Raw genomic sequence first — 19,246 nt, 5'->3', positions numbered from 1 at the left:
CACGCTCGCCGACGGCAATCACGGGTTCGGCCAGACCTATAGCCTGGAGGTCGGCAAGCGCGCGCCGGTGGGGGCCAAGCTGTCGGTCACACCGCAGATCCAGATGGTCTATCAGCATGTCACCTTCGACCGCTTCTCCGACCCGCATGGCGCGGCGGTCTCGTCGCATCTCGGCGGCAGCCTCAAGAGTCGCTGGGGGCTGTCGGTCGAGCGGCAGGACGCCGGGCGCTATCTCTACGGCATCGCCAACCTCAGCTACGAATGGCTCGACGGGACGGTGGCCGATGTGGCGGGGACGCCGATCCGGCGCGAGAACCACCGTTTGTGGGGCGAGCTGGGCGTCGGCGGCAGCGCGCTGATCGGTAATCGGCTGACTTTGTTCGGCGAAGCCTCGGCCAACACAGCGATCAACGATTTCGGCAAGAGCTATAGCGTCAAGGGCAACGCCGGGATCAGGCTGGCGTTCTGAAAAGGGTGGGGAGGCGATTCACGCCTCCCCGATCGCGTTATGCCGCCAGCGCGCTTTCGATCGCGGCGGTGAGCGCGGGATCCTCGGGCGCGGTGTCGGGGCTGAAGCGGGCGAGCACCTCGCCGTTCTTGCCGACGAGGAACTTCTCGAAATTCCAAAGCACTTCCGGCTCGGGGTAGATCGGGATGTCCTTCGACGCCAACCGCTCGCGCATCGCCGCGCCGCCGGTGCGCGCCGGTCGCGCCGAGACCAGTGCCGCATAGAGCGGATGGCGATCCTCGCCCGCGACGCTGATCTTGGCGAACATCGGGAAGGTCACGTCATAGCTGGTGGTGCAGAATTGAAGGATCTCCTCCTCGCTGCCCGGTTCCTGCGCGAGGAAATTGTTGGCCGGAAAGCCGAGGACGACGAGGCCCTTGTCCTGATAGGTGCGATAAAGCTTTTCGAGCCCGTCATATTGCGGGGTGAGCCCGCATTTCGAGGCGACATTGACGACCAGCGCGACCGATCCGGCATAATCGGCGAGCGATGCCGGTTTGCCGTCGATCGTCGTGACGGAAATATTCTGGATGTCCGTGCTCATCGATGAATCCTTCAATAGGTGATCCCCTTCGCCGCGAGCCGCGCGTGGAGCGCGGGGTCGACGGCGTCCTCATGCGCCTTGCGCAGCTGGATCAGCGACGCAAGCGGGCATTCGACATAATGGATCGCGCGCCAGCCCTCGGCCGTCCGCCGCAATGTCATGCTGATCCGCACCGGGCCACCGAACGGCTTGGGATAGAGCCGGTTGCCGGGCAGATAGGTGCTCCAATTGGCGTGGAAGAAAGCGATCGCGACATCCGCGCCGGCCTGTACCGCATGGAGATCGCGCCATGTCAGCAGCCGTTCGGCCTTGGAGCGATCGACGCCCCAATAGCCGAGGATCGCCTCCCAGCCGATATGCGGCTCGCATTCCTCGGCGAGATAGAGCGCCTTTTCCTCGCTCTCGTCCCACAAGGCGCGCATCGCGGCGACGTCGTAGCGATTCCACGCCGCGAAATAGGCGTCGAGATAATCGGTCAGCTCTTCGTGCAGGTCGGTCGACATGGTTCAGGCCCCCAGCTTGCGCAGATTGAGCGGGCGGCGCGGGATGCTCACCGCTTTCTGGCGCGTGTAGAATGCTTCCGCCGCGCGCCCGCCCTCGGCGCCGACCCCGGATTCGCGGAAACCGCCGAACGGCGCGCGCAAATCGCGGAACATCGGGGTGTTGCACCAGATCGTGCCGGCCGAGATCCGTTCCTGCGCCTCCATCACCCGCGCGATGTCGCGCGACCAGGCATAGCCGACCAGCCCGAAGCGCGATTCATTGGCGATGCGATAGGCGTCCTCGTCGCTGTCGAACGGCATGATCGCGGCGAACGGGCCGAAAATCTCCTCCTGGCACAAGCGATGCGCGTTGGATTCGACCTCGGCGATCGTCGGCTGGAAATAGAAACCGCGCTCGAACCCCGGCGCGCGGCCGCCGCCGGCGAGGATCCGCGCGCCGCTATCGCCGATCGCGGGGACGAAGCTCATCACATGCGCATAATGCTGGCGCGTCGCGAGCGGGCCGATCTCGGTCGCGGCGTCGCGCGGATCGCCCACCCGCACCTTGCGCGTGCGCTCGACGAACGCCTCGACGAATTGCTTGTAGATCCGGCGCTGCACCAGCACGCGTGATCCGGCAAGGCATTGCTGGCCGTTGTTGCTGAAGATGCCGATCAGCGCGCCGTCCAGCGCCGCCTCGAAATCGGCGTCGTCGAAGATGATATTGGCCGATTTACCGCCCAATTCCATGACCGACGGCTTCAGATTGGCGCCCGCGGCCGACATGATGATCCTGCCGGTGCGCGTGCCGCCGGTGAACGAGACGCAATCCACGTCGGGATGACGCACCAGGCGGTCGCCGACGCTTGCGCCGAAGCCGTTGACGAGATTGACCACCCCGGCGGGCAGCCCCCCGCTTTGGATCGCCTCGATCAGCATCGTCAGCCCGAGCGGATCCTGTTCCGCGGGCTTGAGCACGCAGCTGTTGCCGAACGCGATCGCCGAGGCGACCTTCATCGAGCCGAGCGCGAGCGGCGAATTCCACGGCGAGATCAGCGCGGCGACGCCGACCGGCTCGCGCCGCACATAAGTGAGATATTGCGGATCCTGCTCGTACAGTTCCGCGGTCATCTGGCCGATATAATCGGCGAAGAAGCGGAAATTGCCCGCCGCGCGCACCACCTGGCCGTTGCGGACCTGCGCGTAGGGGATGCCGGTATTGGCGCATTCCACATCGGCGATGCGGTCCGCCGCGGCGTCGATCGCATCGGCGCAGGCGCGCAGCACCGCCTGACGTTGCTCGACGCTGGCGCGGCTCCACTCGCCGCGCTCGAACGCGGCGCGGGCGGAGGCGACCGCGCGGTCGACCAGCGCGTCGTCCGCCTCCGCGACCTCGGCGATCACCGCCTCGGTCGACGGGTCGACCACCTCGATCGGCCTGCCGGTGCCGGCGATGCGCTCGGCATCGATGATCGCTGTCGCGTGAATAGTCATTGCGGGGAATGTCCTTCGTTGGATGGGGTGAGCGCCGCGGTGAGACGCGGGTGCCAGTCGATCGGATCGGGTTCCGCCAGCCCGAGCTGACGGCACAGGCTGCGCGCGAGGCACAGGTTCGAGGAAAGCAGCGGGGCGCCCGGCGGCGGATCGGCGAGCAGGGCGAGCGAGGGCATGCCGGTCCCGCTCAGCAGCACCGCATCGACATCGCGCGCGGCAAGCGTAGTCGCGATCGGGCGCGCATCGGCGCTGCCCAGCGCATAGATACTCCGTGTGTCTGCACTGCCGGTCTCGATGCGCCGGACCTCGGCGACGTCATAGCCGCGCGCGCGCCAGAAAAGTGCGGCGGCATCGGCCAAAGCGGGCGGATAAGGCGAGGCGAGCGCGATGCGCGTCGCGCCCGATCGCTGCAATTCGGCGTGGATCGCATCGGTGGCGGTGATGATCGGATAGCCGAACCGTGCCTCCAGCCGCTCGATCAATGCGCGCTCGCGGTCGCGATCGATCAGATAGGAGGAACCGGTGCAGGCGAAGCCATAAGCCGCGGGGCGCAGCGTATCGAATTGCGCCAGCGCGCGATCGAGATGTGTGAGATAATCGCGCAGCCGATCGATCGACTGATCCGCGGTGCTGGTCAGCCGCGTGACCGCGACCAGCACCGCGGGGGGCATCAGCACGCGCATCTCCGCCTCGACCGTGGGGTTGGCCTGCGGCGTGCCGATCCCGATCACCCCCGCGCGGCCATAATCATAGGTCGCGGGGGTCATGCGATTTCGGCGGCCTTGCGCAGGCCGTCGATCATCGAGGTGCGGAGCAGATGCGCGCGCGCCTCGGCCGGATCGCCGGCGGTGCGCTGGAGCGCGGCGAGCATCGCGCGGCGCTTCGCCGGATCGCGCTCCTGCATTCGCGCGCGGTTGCGGTCGGCCTGGGTCAATATCTCCTGCAGCGCGATCGGGCGCCGGCGGCGCGTATAGCGATCGAGATGCGCGATCGGCCGGCCGTCGAACACCGCGGCAAGCGTCGCGACCAGCTCGTGCGCGTCGTGAATCCCGCCGTTCATCCCCATCCCGCCCGAGGGCGAATTGACGTGCGCCGCGTCGCCGGCAAGCAGGATGCGGCCGTGGCGATAATCGTCCACGATCCGCATATGAATGCGATAGGGGCGAATCTCATCGACCACATGGCCGTCCGGATTGGGCGCAATCTCCTGCAGTTTGCGCGCGATGCTGGCGGGCTCCAGCGCGTCCTCGATCGTCTCGTCGCCATCGGGATAAAGGCTGCAGCGCCACAGATCGGGCAGCCGCAACAGGCTGAAGGTGCCGTTTTCCTTCCACACGTAATTGACGTTCGACAGCCCCGGCAGGTGATCGTGGAACGGGAAGCGCGTCGTCGCGAGGATCGTCGTCTCGGGATAAGTCTTGCCCTCGAACGCGAGGTCGAGCTTGCCGCGCACCACGCTGCGCGCACCGTCCGCGGCGATCAGGAAGCTGCCGTCGAAGCGATGCAATCCCCCGGCTGCGTCGCGCGCGATGACCGACACGCCATCGTCGTCCTGCGCGACATCCTCGACCGCCATGCCCATCCGCACGTCGCCGCCCTGCGCGCGGACCTCATCGAGCAGGATGCGACACAGCACCGATTGCTTGCATTGCAGGCGATAGGGATGCGCGGTGGCATCGCCGATCGCGGCGAGATCGAATATTGCGCGCTCGCCGCTGGGATGCATGCGAATCTGCCACGTCGGGCTGACCAGCCCCTTCGCGATCAGCGCGTCCGCCACCCCGAGCCGGGCGAGCATGTCGAGCGTCGGCGGGTGGAAGGTCGAGGCGCGCAGATCGTCGGGCAGCGCCTCCGCCTGTTCGAGCAGCGTGAACGCAATGCCGCGCCGCAGCAGCAACAGCGCTGCCGTCAGGCCGACCGGCCCGGCCCCCGCTATCAACACCCGCTTCATCCCTCTCGCCGGCCTCCCTTGCAATCTCATTTGTACTAGATATAAGACTATTCAACAGCCTTAAGCGCCTGTTGTCCAGAGGGCGAGGGAACGAAAGGTTGCAACGGGACGCTGACGGCAGGTGCCGGCAGGAGGGATGTGACATGGCTTCCAACGCGCCGCTGGATCGACGCAATTCGGTGATCCCCGATATCGAGGCGCTCGCCCGACCGACGCTGGAGGAGCGCGGACGCCAGCGTTTCTGCAGCGCGCTGCGCCGCTTTGCGATCCAGGACATGCCCGAGATGCTCAAGCGCGATTTCGACGCGCGCGTGAAGCCGCAGCGCGCGGCGAAGGGCGAGGCGCTCGACGATGCGCTGGCGATCGAGCGCGCGATGAAGCGCGAGGCGTCCTATCGTTTCTATTCCACGCTACGCTATAACGCGCAGGAGATGTGCTTCCTCTCGGTGCAGGACAGCATCGAACGCGCGCTGCCCGAGATGATCGAGGTTTCGCGCGAGGCGGCGGCGCGCAACCCGGCCGGCGGCTCGCTGCGGCTCGATCCGGCGCTGGAGATGCCGCGCTATCTCACCACGCTCGACGTGCATCTCACCCCGGGGTGCTTCCACAGTGAATGGGTCGAGGACGATGTTGCGCAGGGCGCGGTCGTCAGCCTCGGCGCACGGGTCTTTTCGGCGACGATGAGCCACCGCAGCTGGGGTGGGGTGGCGCGGGTGATCAGCCGCTGCATCAAGCATGAGCGGCCCGATTTCCGCCCGCTGCGGATCCTCGATCTCGGCACCTCGTCGGGCAAGAATCTGATTCCTTATGTCGAGGCGTTTCCCGGCGTGGAGGCCTATGGCGTCGATCTCGCCGCGCCGTTGCTGCGTTGGGGTCATGCGGTCGCCGAACATGAGGGGATAAAGGTTCATTTCAGCCAGCAGAATGCCGAAGCGCTGGATTTCCCCGACGGTTATTTCGATCTGATCGTCTCGAGCTTCTTCTTCCACGAGATCCCGGTGAAGGCGACGCGCAAGGTGCTCGCGGAATGCCGCCGGCTGCTGCGCCCCGGCGGGATGATGGTGCATCAGGAATTGCCCGCGACCGGCCTTGTCGATGCCTGGGAAGATTATTTCTGGAACTGGGATACCGACAATAACAACGAGCCCTTCTACACCGCCTTTCGCGCGCAGGATCCGATCGCGTTGATGGAGGCGGCCGGGTTCGATCGCGCGCGCAGCTTCGCGCAGATCCTGCCCGACGTGAACGCCTATCCCGATCGCCACCACGCCTTCGGCTGGGACGAGCCCGGCCGGCCGCGGCACGGCAAGGGCGGCTGGTACGTCTTCGGCAGCAGTTTGCCGCTATAGTATCTCAATATAACAAATATTTTACGGGAAGAAGGGACGCCGGTGGAACAGCGCACGGGAGCATTATACCGTTGGTATGTCGTCGTCCTGCTGCTGCTGGTCTTCGTTCTTTCCTATTTCGATCGCTACATCTTGTCGCTGCTGGTCGAGCCGATCAAAAAGGCGATGGACCTGAGCGACTTTCAGGTCGGGCTATTGATGGGGCCGGCCTTTTCGACGTTCAACGTGCTGGTGACGATCCCGCTCGGGCTGCTCGCCGACCGCACGAGCCGCAAATGGCTGCTCGTCGCCGGCATCGTCATCTGGTGCATGATGACGACGATGAGCGGCTTTGCGATGAGCTTCCTCCCGCTGCTCTTCTTCCGCTTCGGGCTGGGGTTGGGCGAGGCGGTGGTCAGCCCCTGCTCGGTCTCGATGATCAGCGATTATTTCAACCGCAGGGAGCGTGCGCGGGCGATCAGTCTTTATATGGCCGGGCCGTATCTCGGCGCGGGGCTGGCGTTCCTGTTGGGCGGCTATCTCGTCTCGGCCCTGCACGACAGCGGGCCGATGCACTTGTTCGGGCTGGGCAGTTTCGAGCCGTGGCAGCTCGCCTTCTTCCTCGTCGGCATTCCGGGGCTGCTGTTCGCGCTGCTGATGTTGACGGTGCGCGAGCCGGCGCGCACCGAGCGGCTCGCGCCGCAACAGGGGCCGCAGGCGAGCGCGCTGCGCTACATGCTCCAGCGTTGGCGCGGGTTCGGCGTGGTGACGCTGGGCGCGACGTGCAACTTCGCGATGAGCACGTTGACCTTGTGGAACGTGCCGCTGTTCCAGCGCGTCTATGGCTGGAACGTCGCGGAAATCGGCGCGGTGACGGGGCTGTTCTATTTCACCGCCGGCCCGATCGGCACCGCGCTGGCGCTGTGGGCGAGCAACGCCTTGGGCAAGGGCAAGGAGGATAGCGCGATGCGCGTGCTGATCCTCGGCCTGTTCATCACCGTGCCGGCGAGCGCGCTCTATCCGATCATGCCCTCGGCGCAATGGGCGGTGGTGGCGATGTTCATCGCCTTCATCGGCAAATCCGCCGCCACCGCCGGCGGTCCGGCGGCGTTGCAGATGATCACGCCGGGCGAGATGCGCAGCCGTTCGGTGGCGATCTTCAACACCGTGATCACGTTGGTCGGCCCGCTGCTCGGGCCGCCGTTGATCGGCGCGGCGACCGACTGGATGGGCACGCCTAAGGCGATCGGCGTGGCGCTGAGCGGGTTCGTGGTGATTATCGGCCTTCCGACCCTGTTATTCGTCTGCCTCGGCCTCAAACATTATCGCGCGCTGGCCGCCGATATGGCCGAGACGCTGAGGGATGAAGCGCCGCGCGCGGCGGGGCAGGCCGAGCTCGCGACCGTCTGAGGCGGGCTGCGCCGCGATCACCGCGCTTGATTTCGCGACGCGCGGATGATTTGATATATAAATAGTACATTTGATTTCGGCCGAGCGATCGGGATGGGGAGCACGCGTGGACGCTGCGGAGCAGGTGCGACAGGATGACGATATCGATCTGCTGATCGTCGGCGGCGGATCGGCCGGGCTGCCGGCCGCGATCTTCGCCGCGCGGCGCGGCGCGCGTGTTCTGTTGGTCGATCACGCCGATCGGCTCGGCGGCTCGCTCTGGGTGGCGACGGGGCAGATGAGTGCGGCGGGCACGCGGCTCCAGCGCGCGCGCGGGATCGAGGATAGCGCCGACCTGCATTTCGAGGATGTGATGCGGATCAGCCGCGGCACCGCCAACCCCGGGCTGGTGCGCCGCGCGGTCGATCATGCCGCTGCGACCTTCGACTGGCTGATGGACGAGGGGTTCGAGCCGTTGCCCGAGCATCCGGTCACCGGTTTCGGGCATGAGCCCTATCGCGTGCCGCGCTATTATTGGGGGCGCGAGGGCGGGATCAGCGTCAAGAACGTGCTCGTCCCGATCGTCGAGCAATTGGCGCGTGACCGCGCGATTACGGTGCGGCTCAATCATGCGCTGACCACTGACGATGCGGGCGCGGTGACCGGCGCGATCGTGCGTGGGCCGGATGGCGTGGCGCACGATATCCGTGCACAGGCGGTGCTGCTGACCTGCGGTGGCTATGCCGGCGATGCCGAGGTCTTCGCCGCGCGCAACGGCGTGCCGCATTACAATGCCGCGCCCTGGCCTTGGTCGCGCGGGGCAGGGCTGGCGCTTGGCGAGTCGGTGGGCGGCTATGCGCGCGGGGCCGAAAACCTGTTCTGCAATTTCGGCACCTTGTTCAACAGCGACAACTTTCCCGCGCGCGCGGTGGGGCGCATCGAGCATTTCCCCGAGCGGCGCCAGCCGTGGGAGATCTACGTCAATGCCGCCGGGCAACGCTTCGTGCGCGAGGATATCGACAGCGTCGATGCGCGCGAGATGGCGTTGTTCCACCAGCCCGGCCAGCGTTACTGGATCGTCCTCGATCATCGTATGCTGACCGAAGCCCCGTCGATCGTCGAGGGCTGGACGCGCGACCAGGTGATCGCGGCGTTCGCGGCGGGCGGGCCGGCGTTTGTGACCGCGGATACGCTCGCCGATCTCGCGCAGCGCGCGGGGATCGACGCCGAGGGGCTCGCCCGGTCGGTCGCCGGGTTCAATTACGGCGTCGAGACCGGGAAGGATTTCTTCGGGCGCGAGCATCACCCGCTGCCGATCGCCGAAGCGCCGTTCCACGCGATCCGGCTGCAGGCGAGCGCGGTATCGAGCGCGATCGGGCTGGCGGTGGACGACGAGCTGCGCGTCATCCGCCCCGACGGCACGCCGATCGCCAATCTCTATGCCGCCGGCGAAATCCTCGGCTCCAGCCAGACGATGGGCAAGGCCGCGTGCGGCGGGATGATGGTCACCCCGGCGATGACCTTCGGTCGGTTGCTCGGCGATCATATGATCCCGCTCGAGGTGCGGCGATGACGTTGCCGATCCTCACCGCGCTGCCCGGCGAGCGTCGCGGCTATGTCGACGGGCCCGAGGGGCAGCTTCATTACCGCAGCCTGGGCGAGGGCGCGCCAGTCGTACTGGTGCATCAGGCGCCCTGGGCATCGATCCAGTTTCGCCATGTGCTGCCGATGCTCGCGCGATCCGGCTATCGCGCGATCGCGCTCGATCTGCCGGCGCACGGCATGTCCGATCCGCCGGCGCGGCCGGGGATCGAGGTCTATGCCGCCGCGATCGGCGCGCTGATCGAACAATTGCACCTCGCCCCGGCGGTGGTGATCGGCCATCGCGGCGGCGGGCTGGCGGCGGGGCATCTCTCGGCGGAGCGTCCCGAGCTGGTCGCCGGGCTGGTGCTCGACAATGCGCCGTTGCTGGACGCCGCCGAGCGCGAGGCGCGCGTCGGGCGGTTCGCCGACGATCAGCAGATCGCGCCCGACGGCAGCCACTTTGCTGACCGCTGGGCGTGGGTGCGCCGCGTCGGCGATGCCGACTGGAGCGACGAGACGGTGCACATCGCGGTCGTCACCTATTTCGCGCATGGCCCGTGGAAGGAACACGGCCATTCGGTGATCCCGCGCCACGATTTCGAGCGGGACGTGCCGCGGATCGCCTGCCCGACGATGATCGTGGCGAGCCGGACCGATCCCCTGTTCGAATCCGGCGCGCGGCTGCGTGCCGCGCGGCCCGACTGGTCCTACGCCGAATTGCCCGGCGGCCCCGGCATGGTGCTAGACCGCCCCGCCGAATGGATCATGCCGATACGCGAATTCCTCGCGGCGATGCCCCGCGACGCGGCGTGCAAAAAGCGGTTTACACGCAGCTGATTTGATATAAGTATATAACAAATAGCGGTGCTGTGAATTGGGGCCGTTGTTTGCGCCGCGGAGGGGAACACCCCCCGGGACTCTAACGAACTCAGGGAGACGGTCATGGTTCTGAACTCACGCAAGGCTGGTTTTTTCGTGGGGGCGGTATTGCTCTCCTCCACCGCGGCAGTGGCGCAGACCGCGCCCGCGCCGGCCGCCGAGGAAAACATCGCGAGCACCGATATCGTCGTGACCGCGCAGCGTCGTGCAGAGCGCCTGCAGGAAGTACCGCTCGCCGTCACCGCCATGACCAGCGACGACATCAAGCTGCGCCAGATCAACAACACGCTCGATCTGGTCAATTACGTGCCGAACCTGATTGGCCACAACAATACCGCGCTGGGTACCGCGAACACCTATTCTTTGCGGGGCCTGGCCAATACCGAGTCGATCTCGACCTTCGATCCGCCGGTCGGGACTTATGTCGACGACATCTATATTTCGCGCCAGGGTGCCAACAACTTCTCGTTCTTCGATATCGAGCGGCTCGAAGTATTGCGCGGGCCGCAGGGCACTTTGTTCGGCCGCAACACAACCGGCGGCGCGATCAACGTCATCCTGCGCAAGCCGAGCGATCATATCGCCGGCTATATGGATGTGGGTTACGGCCGCTATAACCGCGCGCAGATCCGCGCCTCGATCGATCTGCCGCTCAACGAGAAGCTGCTGACCAAAGTGAGCGGCTATTACACGCGCGCGGACGGCTATGTGAACGATCGCGTGACCGGGCAGAAGCTCAACGGCGAGGAAAGCTGGGGCGTGCGCGGCGCGCTCCGTGCGCTCCCTTCGGATACGGTGACCTGGGATCTGGCGGGGAGCTATACCTATTCCTCGGTCGCCAACCTCCCCAACTTCCGCGACGCCAAGACCGGCGATCGCGTCAGCTACACCCCGTTCCGCAACGATCGCGGGCTCGGCACCGGGCTGGTCTCGGCGGGGCTCGCCGATATCCCGCTTGGCAATGTCGCGCGGTCGGCGCTGGTCAGCTCGAACCTGCAGCTCGATGTCGGCGACAATGCCGCGATCAACATCATCACCGGCTATTCCTATCTGCGCCAGAAATATATGAGCGACAGCTTCGCCGGGCTGAGCAGCGCCAGCGTGGTGTTCGACGGGGTGGACTTCATCTCCGGCGCGCGGGGCACCTCGACGCCGCTGGTCAATGACAGCTGGAGCAAACAGTTCAGCCAGGAAATCAAGGTCACCGGCACGACCTTCAACGGTTTCCTGAGCTATGTCGGCGGCTTCTATTACGTCAACGAGCGCAACTGGACGAACTTCGCCAATATCTCGGTGCCGCTGAGCGGCAATCCGACGGTGAGTGGCGATCGCGTGATGCGCAACAATACCGAGGCCTATGCCGGCTACTTCCAGGGCGACCTTCACCTCACCCCGAAGCTGACCTTCACCGCCGGTATCCGCTATACCGACGAGGACAAGACGATCACCTTCACGCCGAACAGAAGCCCGCTCGCGCGGTCTTCGGCGATCAACCAGCCGTTCGACACGCAGGACGTGCTCAACGCCGGCATTCCGACCGAGCTTCGCTCGAAGGTCTGGACCCCGCGTTTCGCGCTCAACTACAAGATCACGCCCGACGTGATGGTGTTCGGCTCGGTGACCAAGGGCTTCAAGTCCGGCGGCTGGAATTCGCGCGCTTATTATGCGTCGGGCGCAGTGGCCTTCACCAAGGAAACGATCTGGTCATATGAAGGCGGCATCCGTTCGGAATTCTTCGATCGCAAGCTGCGGGTCAACCTGACCGGCTTCTACTTCATGGATTATGATGCCCAGCTTCCGGGCGGCGGCTATAACCCGCTGACCAACACGATCACTTATCTGACGCGCAACGTGGCGGATATGGAGAATTATGGGCTAGAGGGCGAAATCAACCTCACGCCGGTTCGCAACTTCAATCTGTTCTGGAACTTCGGCCTCCAGCACGCACGCTACACCAATCTCAACCAGGCCACCAAGGATCAGATCGCGCGCTGCCTGGCGGGCAATTTCGCCAATAACTGCAACACCGGCATCGTCACGCCGACCGGCGGCATCGGGCAGCCGACACGCGCGCCGCGCTTCACCTCGACGCTCGGCGCCAATTACAGCTTCGATCTCGGCGGCGGCTATTCGCTGCAGCCGAGCGCGAACTGGAATTACATCAGCGGCACCTGGGTCTCGACCTCGAACGACAAGGCCGGGTTCCAGCCGGCGCACAGCCTGTTCAACGGCGGGCTGACGCTTGCCTCGGATGCCGGCTGGTCGGTCGGGGTCGAATGCAGCAACTGCTTCAATTCGACCTATAAGACCTCGTTCCTGATCTATCCGTACCTCAACAATCCGGGGACGTGGATGGCGCGGGTGCGCTACAACTTCTAACCATAGGCACACTGGCGGAGCGGGGAGCGCCAATCTCCCCGCTCCGTCTTTTTTCTTGAAGGCGGCAGCGATGGCGGACGCGAAGCAGGTCGATGTGAAGCTCCCGCGGGTGAGCAAGGGCAAGCGATCGCGCTTTTTCGACGATCCCGCGACCGATCAGATGATGACCTTCCTGCTGGAGCTGATGGCGGAAGTGTCCGCGCTACGCGAGCGGCAGGATACCGTCGAGCGGCTGCTCGAGGAAAAGGGCAGCATCGCCCGCGCCGATATCGAGGCCTATCAGCCGAGCGCGGCGGTCGAGGCGGAGCGCTCGGCGTGGAACAACGGGTTCATTCGCCGCGTCATGCGTTTCCACGATCCGGATTGAGCGTGACCGCCTATCCGCATCTCTTTTCCCCCGTGCGGGTCGGCGGGCGCGCGTTGCGCAACCGCATCGTTCACGCCTCCACCTCGACGCATTATTGCGTCGACGGGCGGGTCACCGACCGGCTGATCGCTTATTACGTCAATCGCGCGCGCGGCGGCGCGGCGATGCTGGTCAGCGAGCCGATGGCGATGCTGCCGTGGCAGACGCTGCCGACCCGTCCGCAGGTGCTGTCCGGGGTCAACGCCGATGCACTGGCGCGTTGGGCGGAGGCGGTCGCGCGGGAGGGCGGGCTGATGCTCGGGCAGGTGCAGGATAATGGCCGCGGCTTCCGCGCCGGCTTCCGCAACCTCAACGCGCGCGGCGCCTCCGCGCTGCCCGACGACCTGAGCTGGACGGTGCCCGAGGCGATGAGCACCGCGGACGTCCACGCGATGATCGACGCTTTCGTCGAAAGCTGCGCCGGGCTGGCCCGGGCGGGGTTTGCCGGGGTCGAGATTTCGGCCGGGCACGGGCATCTCTTTCATCAATTCCTCTCCGCGCACGCTAACCGGCGCGAGGATGCGTTCGGCGGCGATCTGGAGGGGCGGACGCGGCTGCTGCGGCTGTTGATGCGCGGCATCCGCGAGACGTGCGGCACCGGCTTCCTGATCGGCGCCAAGCTCCCCGCGTGGGACGGTATCGACGGCGGCGTCGACGAGACGGAAGCGGCGCGGATCACGGCACGGCTTCATGCCGAGGGCGCGATGGACTATCTCACTTATTGCTGGGGCAGCCATTCGGATACGCTCTACACTCATCTCCCCGACAATCACGGGCCGCGCATGCCCTATGTCGAGACGATCCACCGCCTCGGGCGGGCGGCGGCGCCCGACGTGCCGCTCGGCGCGCTCGGCCTCATCACCGATCCCAATGAGGGCGAGCGGATCATCCGCGACGGGCTCGCCGATCTGGTGATGCTCGCGCGTCCGCTCGTCACCGACCCGGCCTGGCCGGTGAAGGCGCGTGACGGGCGCGAGGCGGAAATCCGCTATTGCGTCTCGTGCAATACCTGCTGGCACATGATCACCTCCGGCCGCGGGCTGTTGTGCGACAATAACCCGCGGGTCGGCGCGCCCGACGAGGCCGACTGGCACCCCGATCCGGCGGCAACCCCGCGCCGCGTCGCGGTGGTGGGGGCGGGGATCGCCGGGCTGGAGGCGGCGTGGGTCGCCGCGGCGCGCGGACATCAGGTGCATCTGTTCGGCGCGTCCGACGAACCGGGAGGCAAGACCCGGCTCCACGCCGATCTGCCCGGCGGCGAGGGGCTGAGCAGCATCTACGATTATCAGCAGCTCGCCGCGCGCCGCCACGATGTGCGTTTCCAGCTCGGGCGGCGGGTCGAGCTCGATGAGCTGGTCGCGCTGACGCCCGATGTCGTGATCCTCGCCACCGGCGCGACCCCGGCGTGGCCCGGCTTCCTTCCCGATGCGTGGCGCGAGGAAGGGCTGGTGCCCGATCTGCGCGAGGCGGTCCGTCAGCTTGCCGCTTATCCCGGGCGCAACCCCGGCACCGCGGTGATCTGGGACGAGGATCACGGCGCCTTCACCTATGACGCGGCGGAATTTCTCGCCGACCGGTTCGAGCGGGTCGCGATCCTCACCCCGCGCGAGCGGATCGCCAGCGATGAATCGCTTGTCGTCCGTCAGGGGGTCTATCACCGGCTTTACCGCAAGGGGGTGGAGATCATCACCTCGGTCCGCCCGCTGCCGGCGCCGAAGATCGAGGACGGCGAGCTCGCTTACGCCAATATCTACAGCGGTGCCGAACGGCTGCTGCGCGACGTTTCGTTCCTCACTTACGCCACCGCGCGCATCCCCGACGACGCGCTGGCGGCGCCGCTGCGCGCGGCCGGGATCGAGGTGCGGACGATCGGCGATTGCAGGGCGCCGCGGATTGCGCTTGCCGCCACGGCCGAAGGCTATCGCGCGGCGATCGAGTTATAGGCGAGCCATAGGAGTGACGACGATGTACCCCGATCTCGAAGGCAAGGTTGCGATCGTCACCGGTGCGGGCCGGCGCAAGGGGCTGGGCGAGGCGATCGCGCGCAAGCTCGCCGAAGACGGCGTCAGGCTGGTGATCCACGATCTCGGCCGGGTCGAGGGCGATATGGCGCCCGCCCACGGCGTCGGATCGACCGACGAGATGGCGGCGGTGGCGGATGACATCCGGCGGATCAACCCCGAGGTCGCGACCTTCCAGGCCGACATGCGCGAGGAGGCGCAGGTCGAGGCGCTGGTGGCTTATGCGGTCGAGCGGTTCGGCCGGCTCGATATCCTCGTCAACAATGCGGGGGTCGGCTATCTGTTCGGCCCGCTGGTCGATGCGACGCAGGAGATGTGGGACACGGTGCTCAACGTGAACCTGCGCGGCGCCTTTTTCGCAACCAAATATGCGGTGCGCCAGATGCTGAAGCAGGAGGTTCACGCCGGCTGGGGGCGCGGGCGGATCGTCTCGATCGGCAGCCGCGGCTCGAAATCGGGGTCGGCACTCACCTCCTCCTATATCGCCTCGAAGCACGGGCTGGTCGGCCTCACCCGATCGGCGGCGATCGAGCTCGGGCCGGAGGAGATCACGGTCAACGCGGTCTGCCCCAATCATGTCACGACCGGGCTGGGCGGCTGGCAGAATGAGTTCATGGCCAAGGCGCGCGGGCAGACGCTCGACGATTATATGGCCGCGATGCGCGGGCGCATCCCGCTCGGCCGCGTCGGCGAGCCGAGCGACACCGCCAACGCCTGCGCTTTCCTGTGCTCGGGGCAGGCGCGCTATATCACCGGCGAGGCGATGAACGTGTCGGGCGGGGAGGAGATGCACTGATCGGGCGCGGCCTTGTGCCGCGCCGCATCGGTTCAGCCAGCTGCGGGCCGCAATCCAAGGAGGGCCGCATTCCCGATCCGTTCGTCCTGCTCGGCATTGCCCCCCGAAATGCCGATCGCGCCGGCGACCGCGCCGCCCTCGGCCGTCGCGGGCAGGCCGCCGGCCATCGGCAGATAGTCGGTCAGCGCGAGCAGCGCGGGGTCGCCCGCCACCCTTTCGGCGAGCACCCGGCTCGGCGCGCGGAGCAGCGCGGCGGTGCGCGCCTTGCGCAGCGCGACCTCGGCGGTGAGCAGCCCGGCGCCGTCCATCCGGTGCAGCGCCAGCGGATATCCCGCCGCATCGACCACCGCGAGGCTCATCGTCAGCCCCTCGCTTTGCGCGGCTGCAACGCCGGCGTCGATCAGCGCACGGGCCTCGGCGGCGTCAATAAATGGCTTGAATTGCATGTTCGATAGACCTTTCCTGTTGCCAATCGTGTCCGCAAGGATCACCGCGCAATCGCAAGTGCGCGAAAGAGGGGAGAGAACTTTCCTTGCCAAGTGAAAGCGAAGAAATCGTCGCGGTGGACCGCGGCCAGGCGGTGCCGCTCTATCACCAGATCTTCCTGCAATTGCGCGAGGAGATCACGAGCGGCGAGCGTGCCTTCGGGTCCCGCATGCCGACCGAGCAGGAGCTTTCCGCGCAGTTCGGCGTGTCGCGCATCACCGCGCGGCGCGCGTTGGACGAGCTGGCGGAAAACCATCTCGTCGAGCGCAAGCGCCGCGTGGGGACGACCGTGGTGTTCCGCTCGCCGGTCAAGCCGATCCAGGGCAATATCGAGCAGGCGCTCGATTCGCTGCTGACCTTCGGCCGGGCCACCAAGGTGAAGCTGCTCGAGGTGGAGACCGTCCCGGCACGGCCGCCGATCGACGAGGCGCTGGAGATCCCGGTGAACAGCAAGGTGCTGCGCGTTGTCCGTATGCGCGGGCTGGATGGCGTGCCGGTCGGCCATTTCGTCAGCTACATCCCGGCGGCGCTCGGCATGAAGATGACGCGCGCCAAGCTCAAATCGACCCCGATGCTGGCGCTGCTGGAGGAAGCCGGGGTGCATATCGGCTCCGCGCGGCAGACGATTTCGGCAACGCTGGCCGACGCGACGCTGTCGGCGATGCTTCAGATCGATATCGGCTCCCCGATCCTGCGCGTCAGCCGTACCGTGCTCGACATCAATGGCGTGCCGGTGCAGCATATTCTCGCGCAATATCGATCCGATCGCTATCAGATCCGCCTCGATCTCAACTCGCCGAGCTCGGCGGCGCACTTGCTCTGAGCGACGGTTCATTTGATATAGAGATATAACAAAAAAGCTGGCATGGCCAGCCTTCGCGGCGACCCGCCGGTGGGAGGATTGGGCATGAGCGACTGGACGACCTTTACCGACCCGCAATTGCTGCGGATCGCCGCGACCACCGCGAGCGTGCCCGATCTCGACGCCGCCGAGGCCGGCTATGCCGATTATCTCGGCTTCGTGGCGGTCGAGCGTGGCGCGCTGGGCGCGGATCTGGTGGCGAGCTGGGGCCGGCCGGGGAGTGCCGGCGCGCGCTTCGTCACGATGCGCGCAGCGGGCGAGAGCGATACGTTCGTCCGGCTGGTCGAGGCGCCGGCGGTGGCGGATTATCGCCCGCTCACCTCGTTCGGCTGGACCGCGTTCGAGATCATCGTCGACGACGTCCACACGCTCGCCGCCAGGCTCGCCACATCGCCGTTCGAGATCATCGGTTCGCCGCGTCCCTTGCAGTTCATGCCGTCGATCGTCGCGATGCAGGTGGTCGGGCCGGGCCGCGAATGCCTCTATTTCACGATGGAGAGCGGCGATCGCGAAAGCTCGATCCTGCCGCCGCCGAGCGGGTTCGTCGGGCGGACGTTCATCACGGTCTGCGCCGGGGATGATTTCGGCGCGATGCTGCGCTGGTATGTGGATCATTTCGCGTTGCGCGAGCGCCCGGTGCGGCAGAGCAAGGTCGATATCATCCAGCGCGCGCAGCGGCTTTCCTCCGACGAGACGATCGAGCTCAGCGCGATCGGGATGCGCCAGCGCGGCAATCTGCTCGAGCTGGACGGCTATCCCGTCGGGCCGGGCCGGGTCGCCGGCCCGCGCCCGGGCAATCCGATGATGCTGCCGCCCGGCAATGCGCTGGTCACGCTGGAGATTGAGCAGCTCGATCCCGTCGCCGCGCTGGCGATCGCGCCGCCCGCGCGGCACGGCGGCGCGATCTATGCCGGGCGGCGGAGCTGCACGATCATCGGCCCGGCGGGCGAATTGCTCGAACTGGTCGAGGCGGGTTGATTTGTATCAAAGATAGATCAAATGTCTTGCGGTCCGCCACCCGCTATGCTTTTCTGCCTTCATCAGTTTTCGAGAGGTAGCCGCGATGAAGGTTCGCGATTTGCAGCACGCCGTGCTGCCCGAAACCAGCGCCGAACAGCGTAGCCGGCAAGAGGCTGTGGTCGCGCTGCGGCGGCTGCTCAACACGCGGGTGCGGCCGCGCAACGTCGAGGCTTTCGCGAGCGAGGCACAGCCCGCCTTCATCGCGGCTTATGGCCGCGCGCCGCAATCGCCCGAGGAGGTGCAACGCGCCTTCCTGCTCTCGCCGAGCTATCGCCGTTGGAGCGCCGCCAACCGCGCCGCGCAAGAGATGATCTGGGTTTCGGTCGGCGAACCGATCTATCGCGATCTCGATCGCATGCGCGCGGCGGCGCGCGCGCTGGTGACCGCGCCCGATCGCAAGGGCAGCCTCAATCTCGACCCCGATTACGATCCCTCGGCGGAGGTCGCCGATGTCGACATCCATCTGCAGCCCGGTGGCTATGCGATGGATCGCGGCGAGGATGATGTCGTCGCCGGCGCGCTCTATGAATGCGGCGGCAACGTCTTCTCCTTCGGGCAGGGGATCGGCCGCGCCGACAGCAAGGCCGGCGTGGTGATCAGGCTGCTCGACGAGCGTTTCGGCGGATTCCGCCCGCAGCGCATCCTCGACATCGGCTGCTCGGCGGGAGCGGCTTCGGCGGCCTATGCCGCGCATTATCCCGATGCCGAGGTCCATGCGGTCGATATCGGCGGGGCGATGCTGCGTTATGCCCATGCACGCGCCGAATCGCTCGGCGTCGGGGTGCATTTCCACCAGATGGATGCCTCGGCGATGACGTTCGCGGACGGCAGCTTCGATCTGGTCGTCTCGCACAATCTGATGCACGAGATCGGCGAGGCGAAGCGCCGCGCGATGATGCGCGAGGCGCGCCGGCTGGTCCGCCCGGGCGGCGTGGTGATCCATCAGGACGTCGCGATCCGCGACCAGCCGACGATCGTCCACCAGGTCGAGCGCGACTGGGACACGCATTTCAATGGCGAAGTCCATTGGAGCACCTATGCCACCGCCGATCTGCGCGCGGACATGCGCGCCGCCGGTTTCGCGGCGGATGAGATCGTCGAGCATGATCTCGCGGCG

Annotated in this window: 18 protein-coding genes; 12 read left to right on the top strand and 6 right to left on the bottom strand. The window is 66.6% G+C overall.

Going from position 1 to position 19,246, the window contains the following annotated elements; translation table 11 throughout:
- On the top strand, window positions 1–469 hold a 469-nt coding region (locus tag BGN95_RS22365; protein WP_286774045.1), incomplete at its 5' end, for an autotransporter outer membrane beta-barrel domain-containing protein.
- Between the two features lie 37 nt (window positions 470–506).
- Here the strand turns inward: BGN95_RS22365 and BGN95_RS22360 are convergent.
- Genes BGN95_RS22360 through BGN95_RS22340 form a run of 5 tightly spaced genes read right to left on the bottom strand, consistent with a single transcriptional unit; the run spans window position 507 to window position 4,970 of the window.
- Entirely contained in the window at window positions 507–1,052 is a 546-nt protein-coding gene (locus BGN95_RS22360; RefSeq protein WP_265311549.1) for a glutathione peroxidase, read from the bottom strand.
- An 11-nt stretch (window positions 1,053–1,063) separates the two neighbouring features.
- Entirely contained in the window at window positions 1,064–1,555 is a 492-nt protein-coding gene (locus BGN95_RS22355) for a nuclear transport factor 2 family protein (protein ID WP_286774044.1), read from the bottom strand.
- 3 nt (window positions 1,556–1,558) lie between these two features.
- Window positions 1,559–3,028: an aldehyde dehydrogenase gene (locus BGN95_RS22350; protein WP_286774043.1), complete on the bottom strand. Its 1,470-nt coding sequence runs from the start codon at window positions 3,026–3,028 to the stop codon at window positions 1,559–1,561.
- On the bottom strand, window positions 3,025–3,795 hold the full coding sequence (locus BGN95_RS22345; protein ID WP_286774042.1) for a maleate cis-trans isomerase family protein: 771 nt from the start codon (window positions 3,793–3,795) through the stop codon (window positions 3,025–3,027). Before BGN95_RS22345 ends, BGN95_RS22350 begins: the two co-directional genes overlap by 4 nt.
- Window positions 3,792–4,970, bottom strand: a complete 1,179-nt coding sequence (locus tag BGN95_RS22340) for an FAD-dependent oxidoreductase (RefSeq protein ID WP_286774041.1) — start codon at window positions 4,968–4,970, stop codon at window positions 3,792–3,794. The genes BGN95_RS22345 and BGN95_RS22340 overlap by 4 nt, the downstream gene beginning before the upstream one ends.
- A 152-nt stretch (window positions 4,971–5,122) precedes the next feature.
- Here BGN95_RS22340 and BGN95_RS22335 point away from each other — a divergent pair, with 152 nt between their 5' ends.
- The 8 genes from BGN95_RS22335 (at window position 5,123) to BGN95_RS22300 (ending at window position 15,761) form a co-directional block, all read left to right on the top strand.
- Window positions 5,123–6,328: a class I SAM-dependent methyltransferase gene (locus tag BGN95_RS22335; RefSeq protein WP_286774040.1), complete on the top strand. Its 1,206-nt coding sequence runs from the start codon at window positions 5,123–5,125 to the stop codon at window positions 6,326–6,328.
- 42 nt (window positions 6,329–6,370) lie between these two features.
- A complete protein-coding gene (locus BGN95_RS22330) occupies window positions 6,371–7,717 on the top strand; it encodes an MFS transporter (RefSeq protein ID WP_286774039.1) in 1,347 nt (448 codons plus the stop codon).
- Between the two features lie 106 nt (window positions 7,718–7,823).
- Window positions 7,824–9,269 (top strand): FAD-dependent oxidoreductase, encoded by a 1,446-nt coding sequence (locus tag BGN95_RS22325; protein WP_286774038.1) that lies wholly within the window; start codon window positions 7,824–7,826, stop codon window positions 9,267–9,269.
- The gene (locus BGN95_RS22320) at window positions 9,266–10,117 is read left to right on the top strand and encodes an alpha/beta fold hydrolase (protein WP_286774037.1); all 852 of its coding nucleotides are present in this window, start codon (window positions 9,266–9,268) and stop codon (window positions 10,115–10,117) included. The genes BGN95_RS22325 and BGN95_RS22320 overlap by 4 nt, the downstream gene beginning before the upstream one ends.
- 105 nt (window positions 10,118–10,222) lie before the next feature.
- Window positions 10,223–12,538: a TonB-dependent receptor gene (locus BGN95_RS22315; RefSeq protein ID WP_286774036.1), complete on the top strand. Its 2,316-nt coding sequence runs from the start codon at window positions 10,223–10,225 to the stop codon at window positions 12,536–12,538.
- 70 nt (window positions 12,539–12,608) lie between these two features.
- Window positions 12,609–12,905, top strand: a complete 297-nt coding sequence (locus BGN95_RS22310) for a hypothetical protein (RefSeq protein WP_286774035.1) — start codon at window positions 12,609–12,611, stop codon at window positions 12,903–12,905.
- A 2-nt stretch (window positions 12,906–12,907) separates the two neighbouring features.
- Window positions 12,908–14,887, top strand: coding sequence for an FAD-dependent oxidoreductase (locus tag BGN95_RS22305; protein WP_286774034.1), 1,980 nt, complete (start codon window positions 12,908–12,910; stop codon window positions 14,885–14,887).
- Window positions 14,888–14,909: 22 nt separating this feature from the next.
- Window positions 14,910–15,761, top strand: coding sequence for an SDR family NAD(P)-dependent oxidoreductase (locus BGN95_RS22300; RefSeq protein ID WP_286774033.1), 852 nt, complete (start codon window positions 14,910–14,912; stop codon window positions 15,759–15,761).
- A 32-nt stretch (window positions 15,762–15,793) separates the two neighbouring features.
- Here the strand turns inward: BGN95_RS22300 and BGN95_RS22295 are convergent, their stop codons facing one another.
- Window positions 15,794–16,207, bottom strand: coding sequence for a GlcG/HbpS family heme-binding protein (locus BGN95_RS22295; protein ID WP_265311536.1), 414 nt, complete (start codon window positions 16,205–16,207; stop codon window positions 15,794–15,796).
- Between the two features lie 86 nt (window positions 16,208–16,293).
- Between BGN95_RS22295 and BGN95_RS22290 the strand changes: the two genes are divergently transcribed.
- From BGN95_RS22290 to BGN95_RS22280, 3 genes are all read left to right on the top strand, one after another.
- Entirely contained in the window at window positions 16,294–17,070 is a 777-nt protein-coding gene (locus tag BGN95_RS22290; protein WP_286774032.1) for a GntR family transcriptional regulator, read from the top strand.
- Window positions 17,071–17,154: 84 nt separating this feature from the next.
- The gene (locus tag BGN95_RS22285) at window positions 17,155–18,087 is read left to right on the top strand and encodes a VOC family protein (protein WP_286774031.1); all 933 of its coding nucleotides are present in this window, start codon (window positions 17,155–17,157) and stop codon (window positions 18,085–18,087) included.
- 85 nt (window positions 18,088–18,172) lie between these two features.
- Window positions 18,173–19,246, top strand: a 1,074-nt coding sequence (locus BGN95_RS22280; protein WP_286774030.1) for a class I SAM-dependent methyltransferase, incomplete at its 3' end; no start/stop codon positions are given.

It is taken from the genome of Sphingomonas sp. 66-10, from assembly GCF_001897045.1.
Lineage (GTDB): Bacteria > Pseudomonadota > Alphaproteobacteria > Sphingomonadales > Sphingomonadaceae > Sphingomonas > Sphingomonas lycopersici.
The sequence above is the reverse complement of the archived record's forward strand: the minus strand, read 5'-3'. Positions and strand labels throughout refer to the sequence as shown.

What these genes read in the sequence shown, in the direction of transcription:
- BGN95_RS22295 (WP_265311536.1), bottom strand. Translation starts at nt 16,207, where the DNA reads ATGCAATTCAAGCCATTTATTGACGCCGCCGAGGCCCGTGCGCTGATC.
- BGN95_RS22350 (WP_286774043.1), bottom strand. Translation starts at nt 3,028, where the DNA reads ATGACTATTCACGCGACAGCGATCATCGATGCCGAGCGCATCGCCGGC.
- BGN95_RS22310 (WP_286774035.1), top strand. Translation starts at nt 12,609, where the DNA reads ATGGCGGACGCGAAGCAGGTCGATGTGAAGCTCCCGCGGGTGAGCAAG.
- BGN95_RS22285 (WP_286774031.1), top strand. Translation starts at nt 17,155, where the DNA reads ATGAGCGACTGGACGACCTTTACCGACCCGCAATTGCTGCGGATCGCC.
- BGN95_RS22345 (WP_286774042.1), bottom strand. Translation starts at nt 3,795, where the DNA reads ATGACCCCCGCGACCTATGATTATGGCCGCGCGGGGGTGATCGGGATC.
- BGN95_RS22335 (WP_286774040.1), top strand. Translation starts at nt 5,123, where the DNA reads ATGGCTTCCAACGCGCCGCTGGATCGACGCAATTCGGTGATCCCCGAT.
- BGN95_RS22300 (WP_286774033.1), top strand. Translation starts at nt 14,910, where the DNA reads ATGTACCCCGATCTCGAAGGCAAGGTTGCGATCGTCACCGGTGCGGGC.
- BGN95_RS22315 (WP_286774036.1), top strand. Translation starts at nt 10,223, where the DNA reads ATGGTTCTGAACTCACGCAAGGCTGGTTTTTTCGTGGGGGCGGTATTG.
- BGN95_RS22360 (WP_265311549.1), bottom strand. Translation starts at nt 1,052, where the DNA reads ATGAGCACGGACATCCAGAATATTTCCGTCACGACGATCGACGGCAAA.
- BGN95_RS22320 (WP_286774037.1), top strand. Translation starts at nt 9,266, where the DNA reads ATGACGTTGCCGATCCTCACCGCGCTGCCCGGCGAGCGTCGCGGCTAT.
- BGN95_RS22355 (WP_286774044.1), bottom strand. Translation starts at nt 1,555, where the DNA reads ATGTCGACCGACCTGCACGAAGAGCTGACCGATTATCTCGACGCCTAT.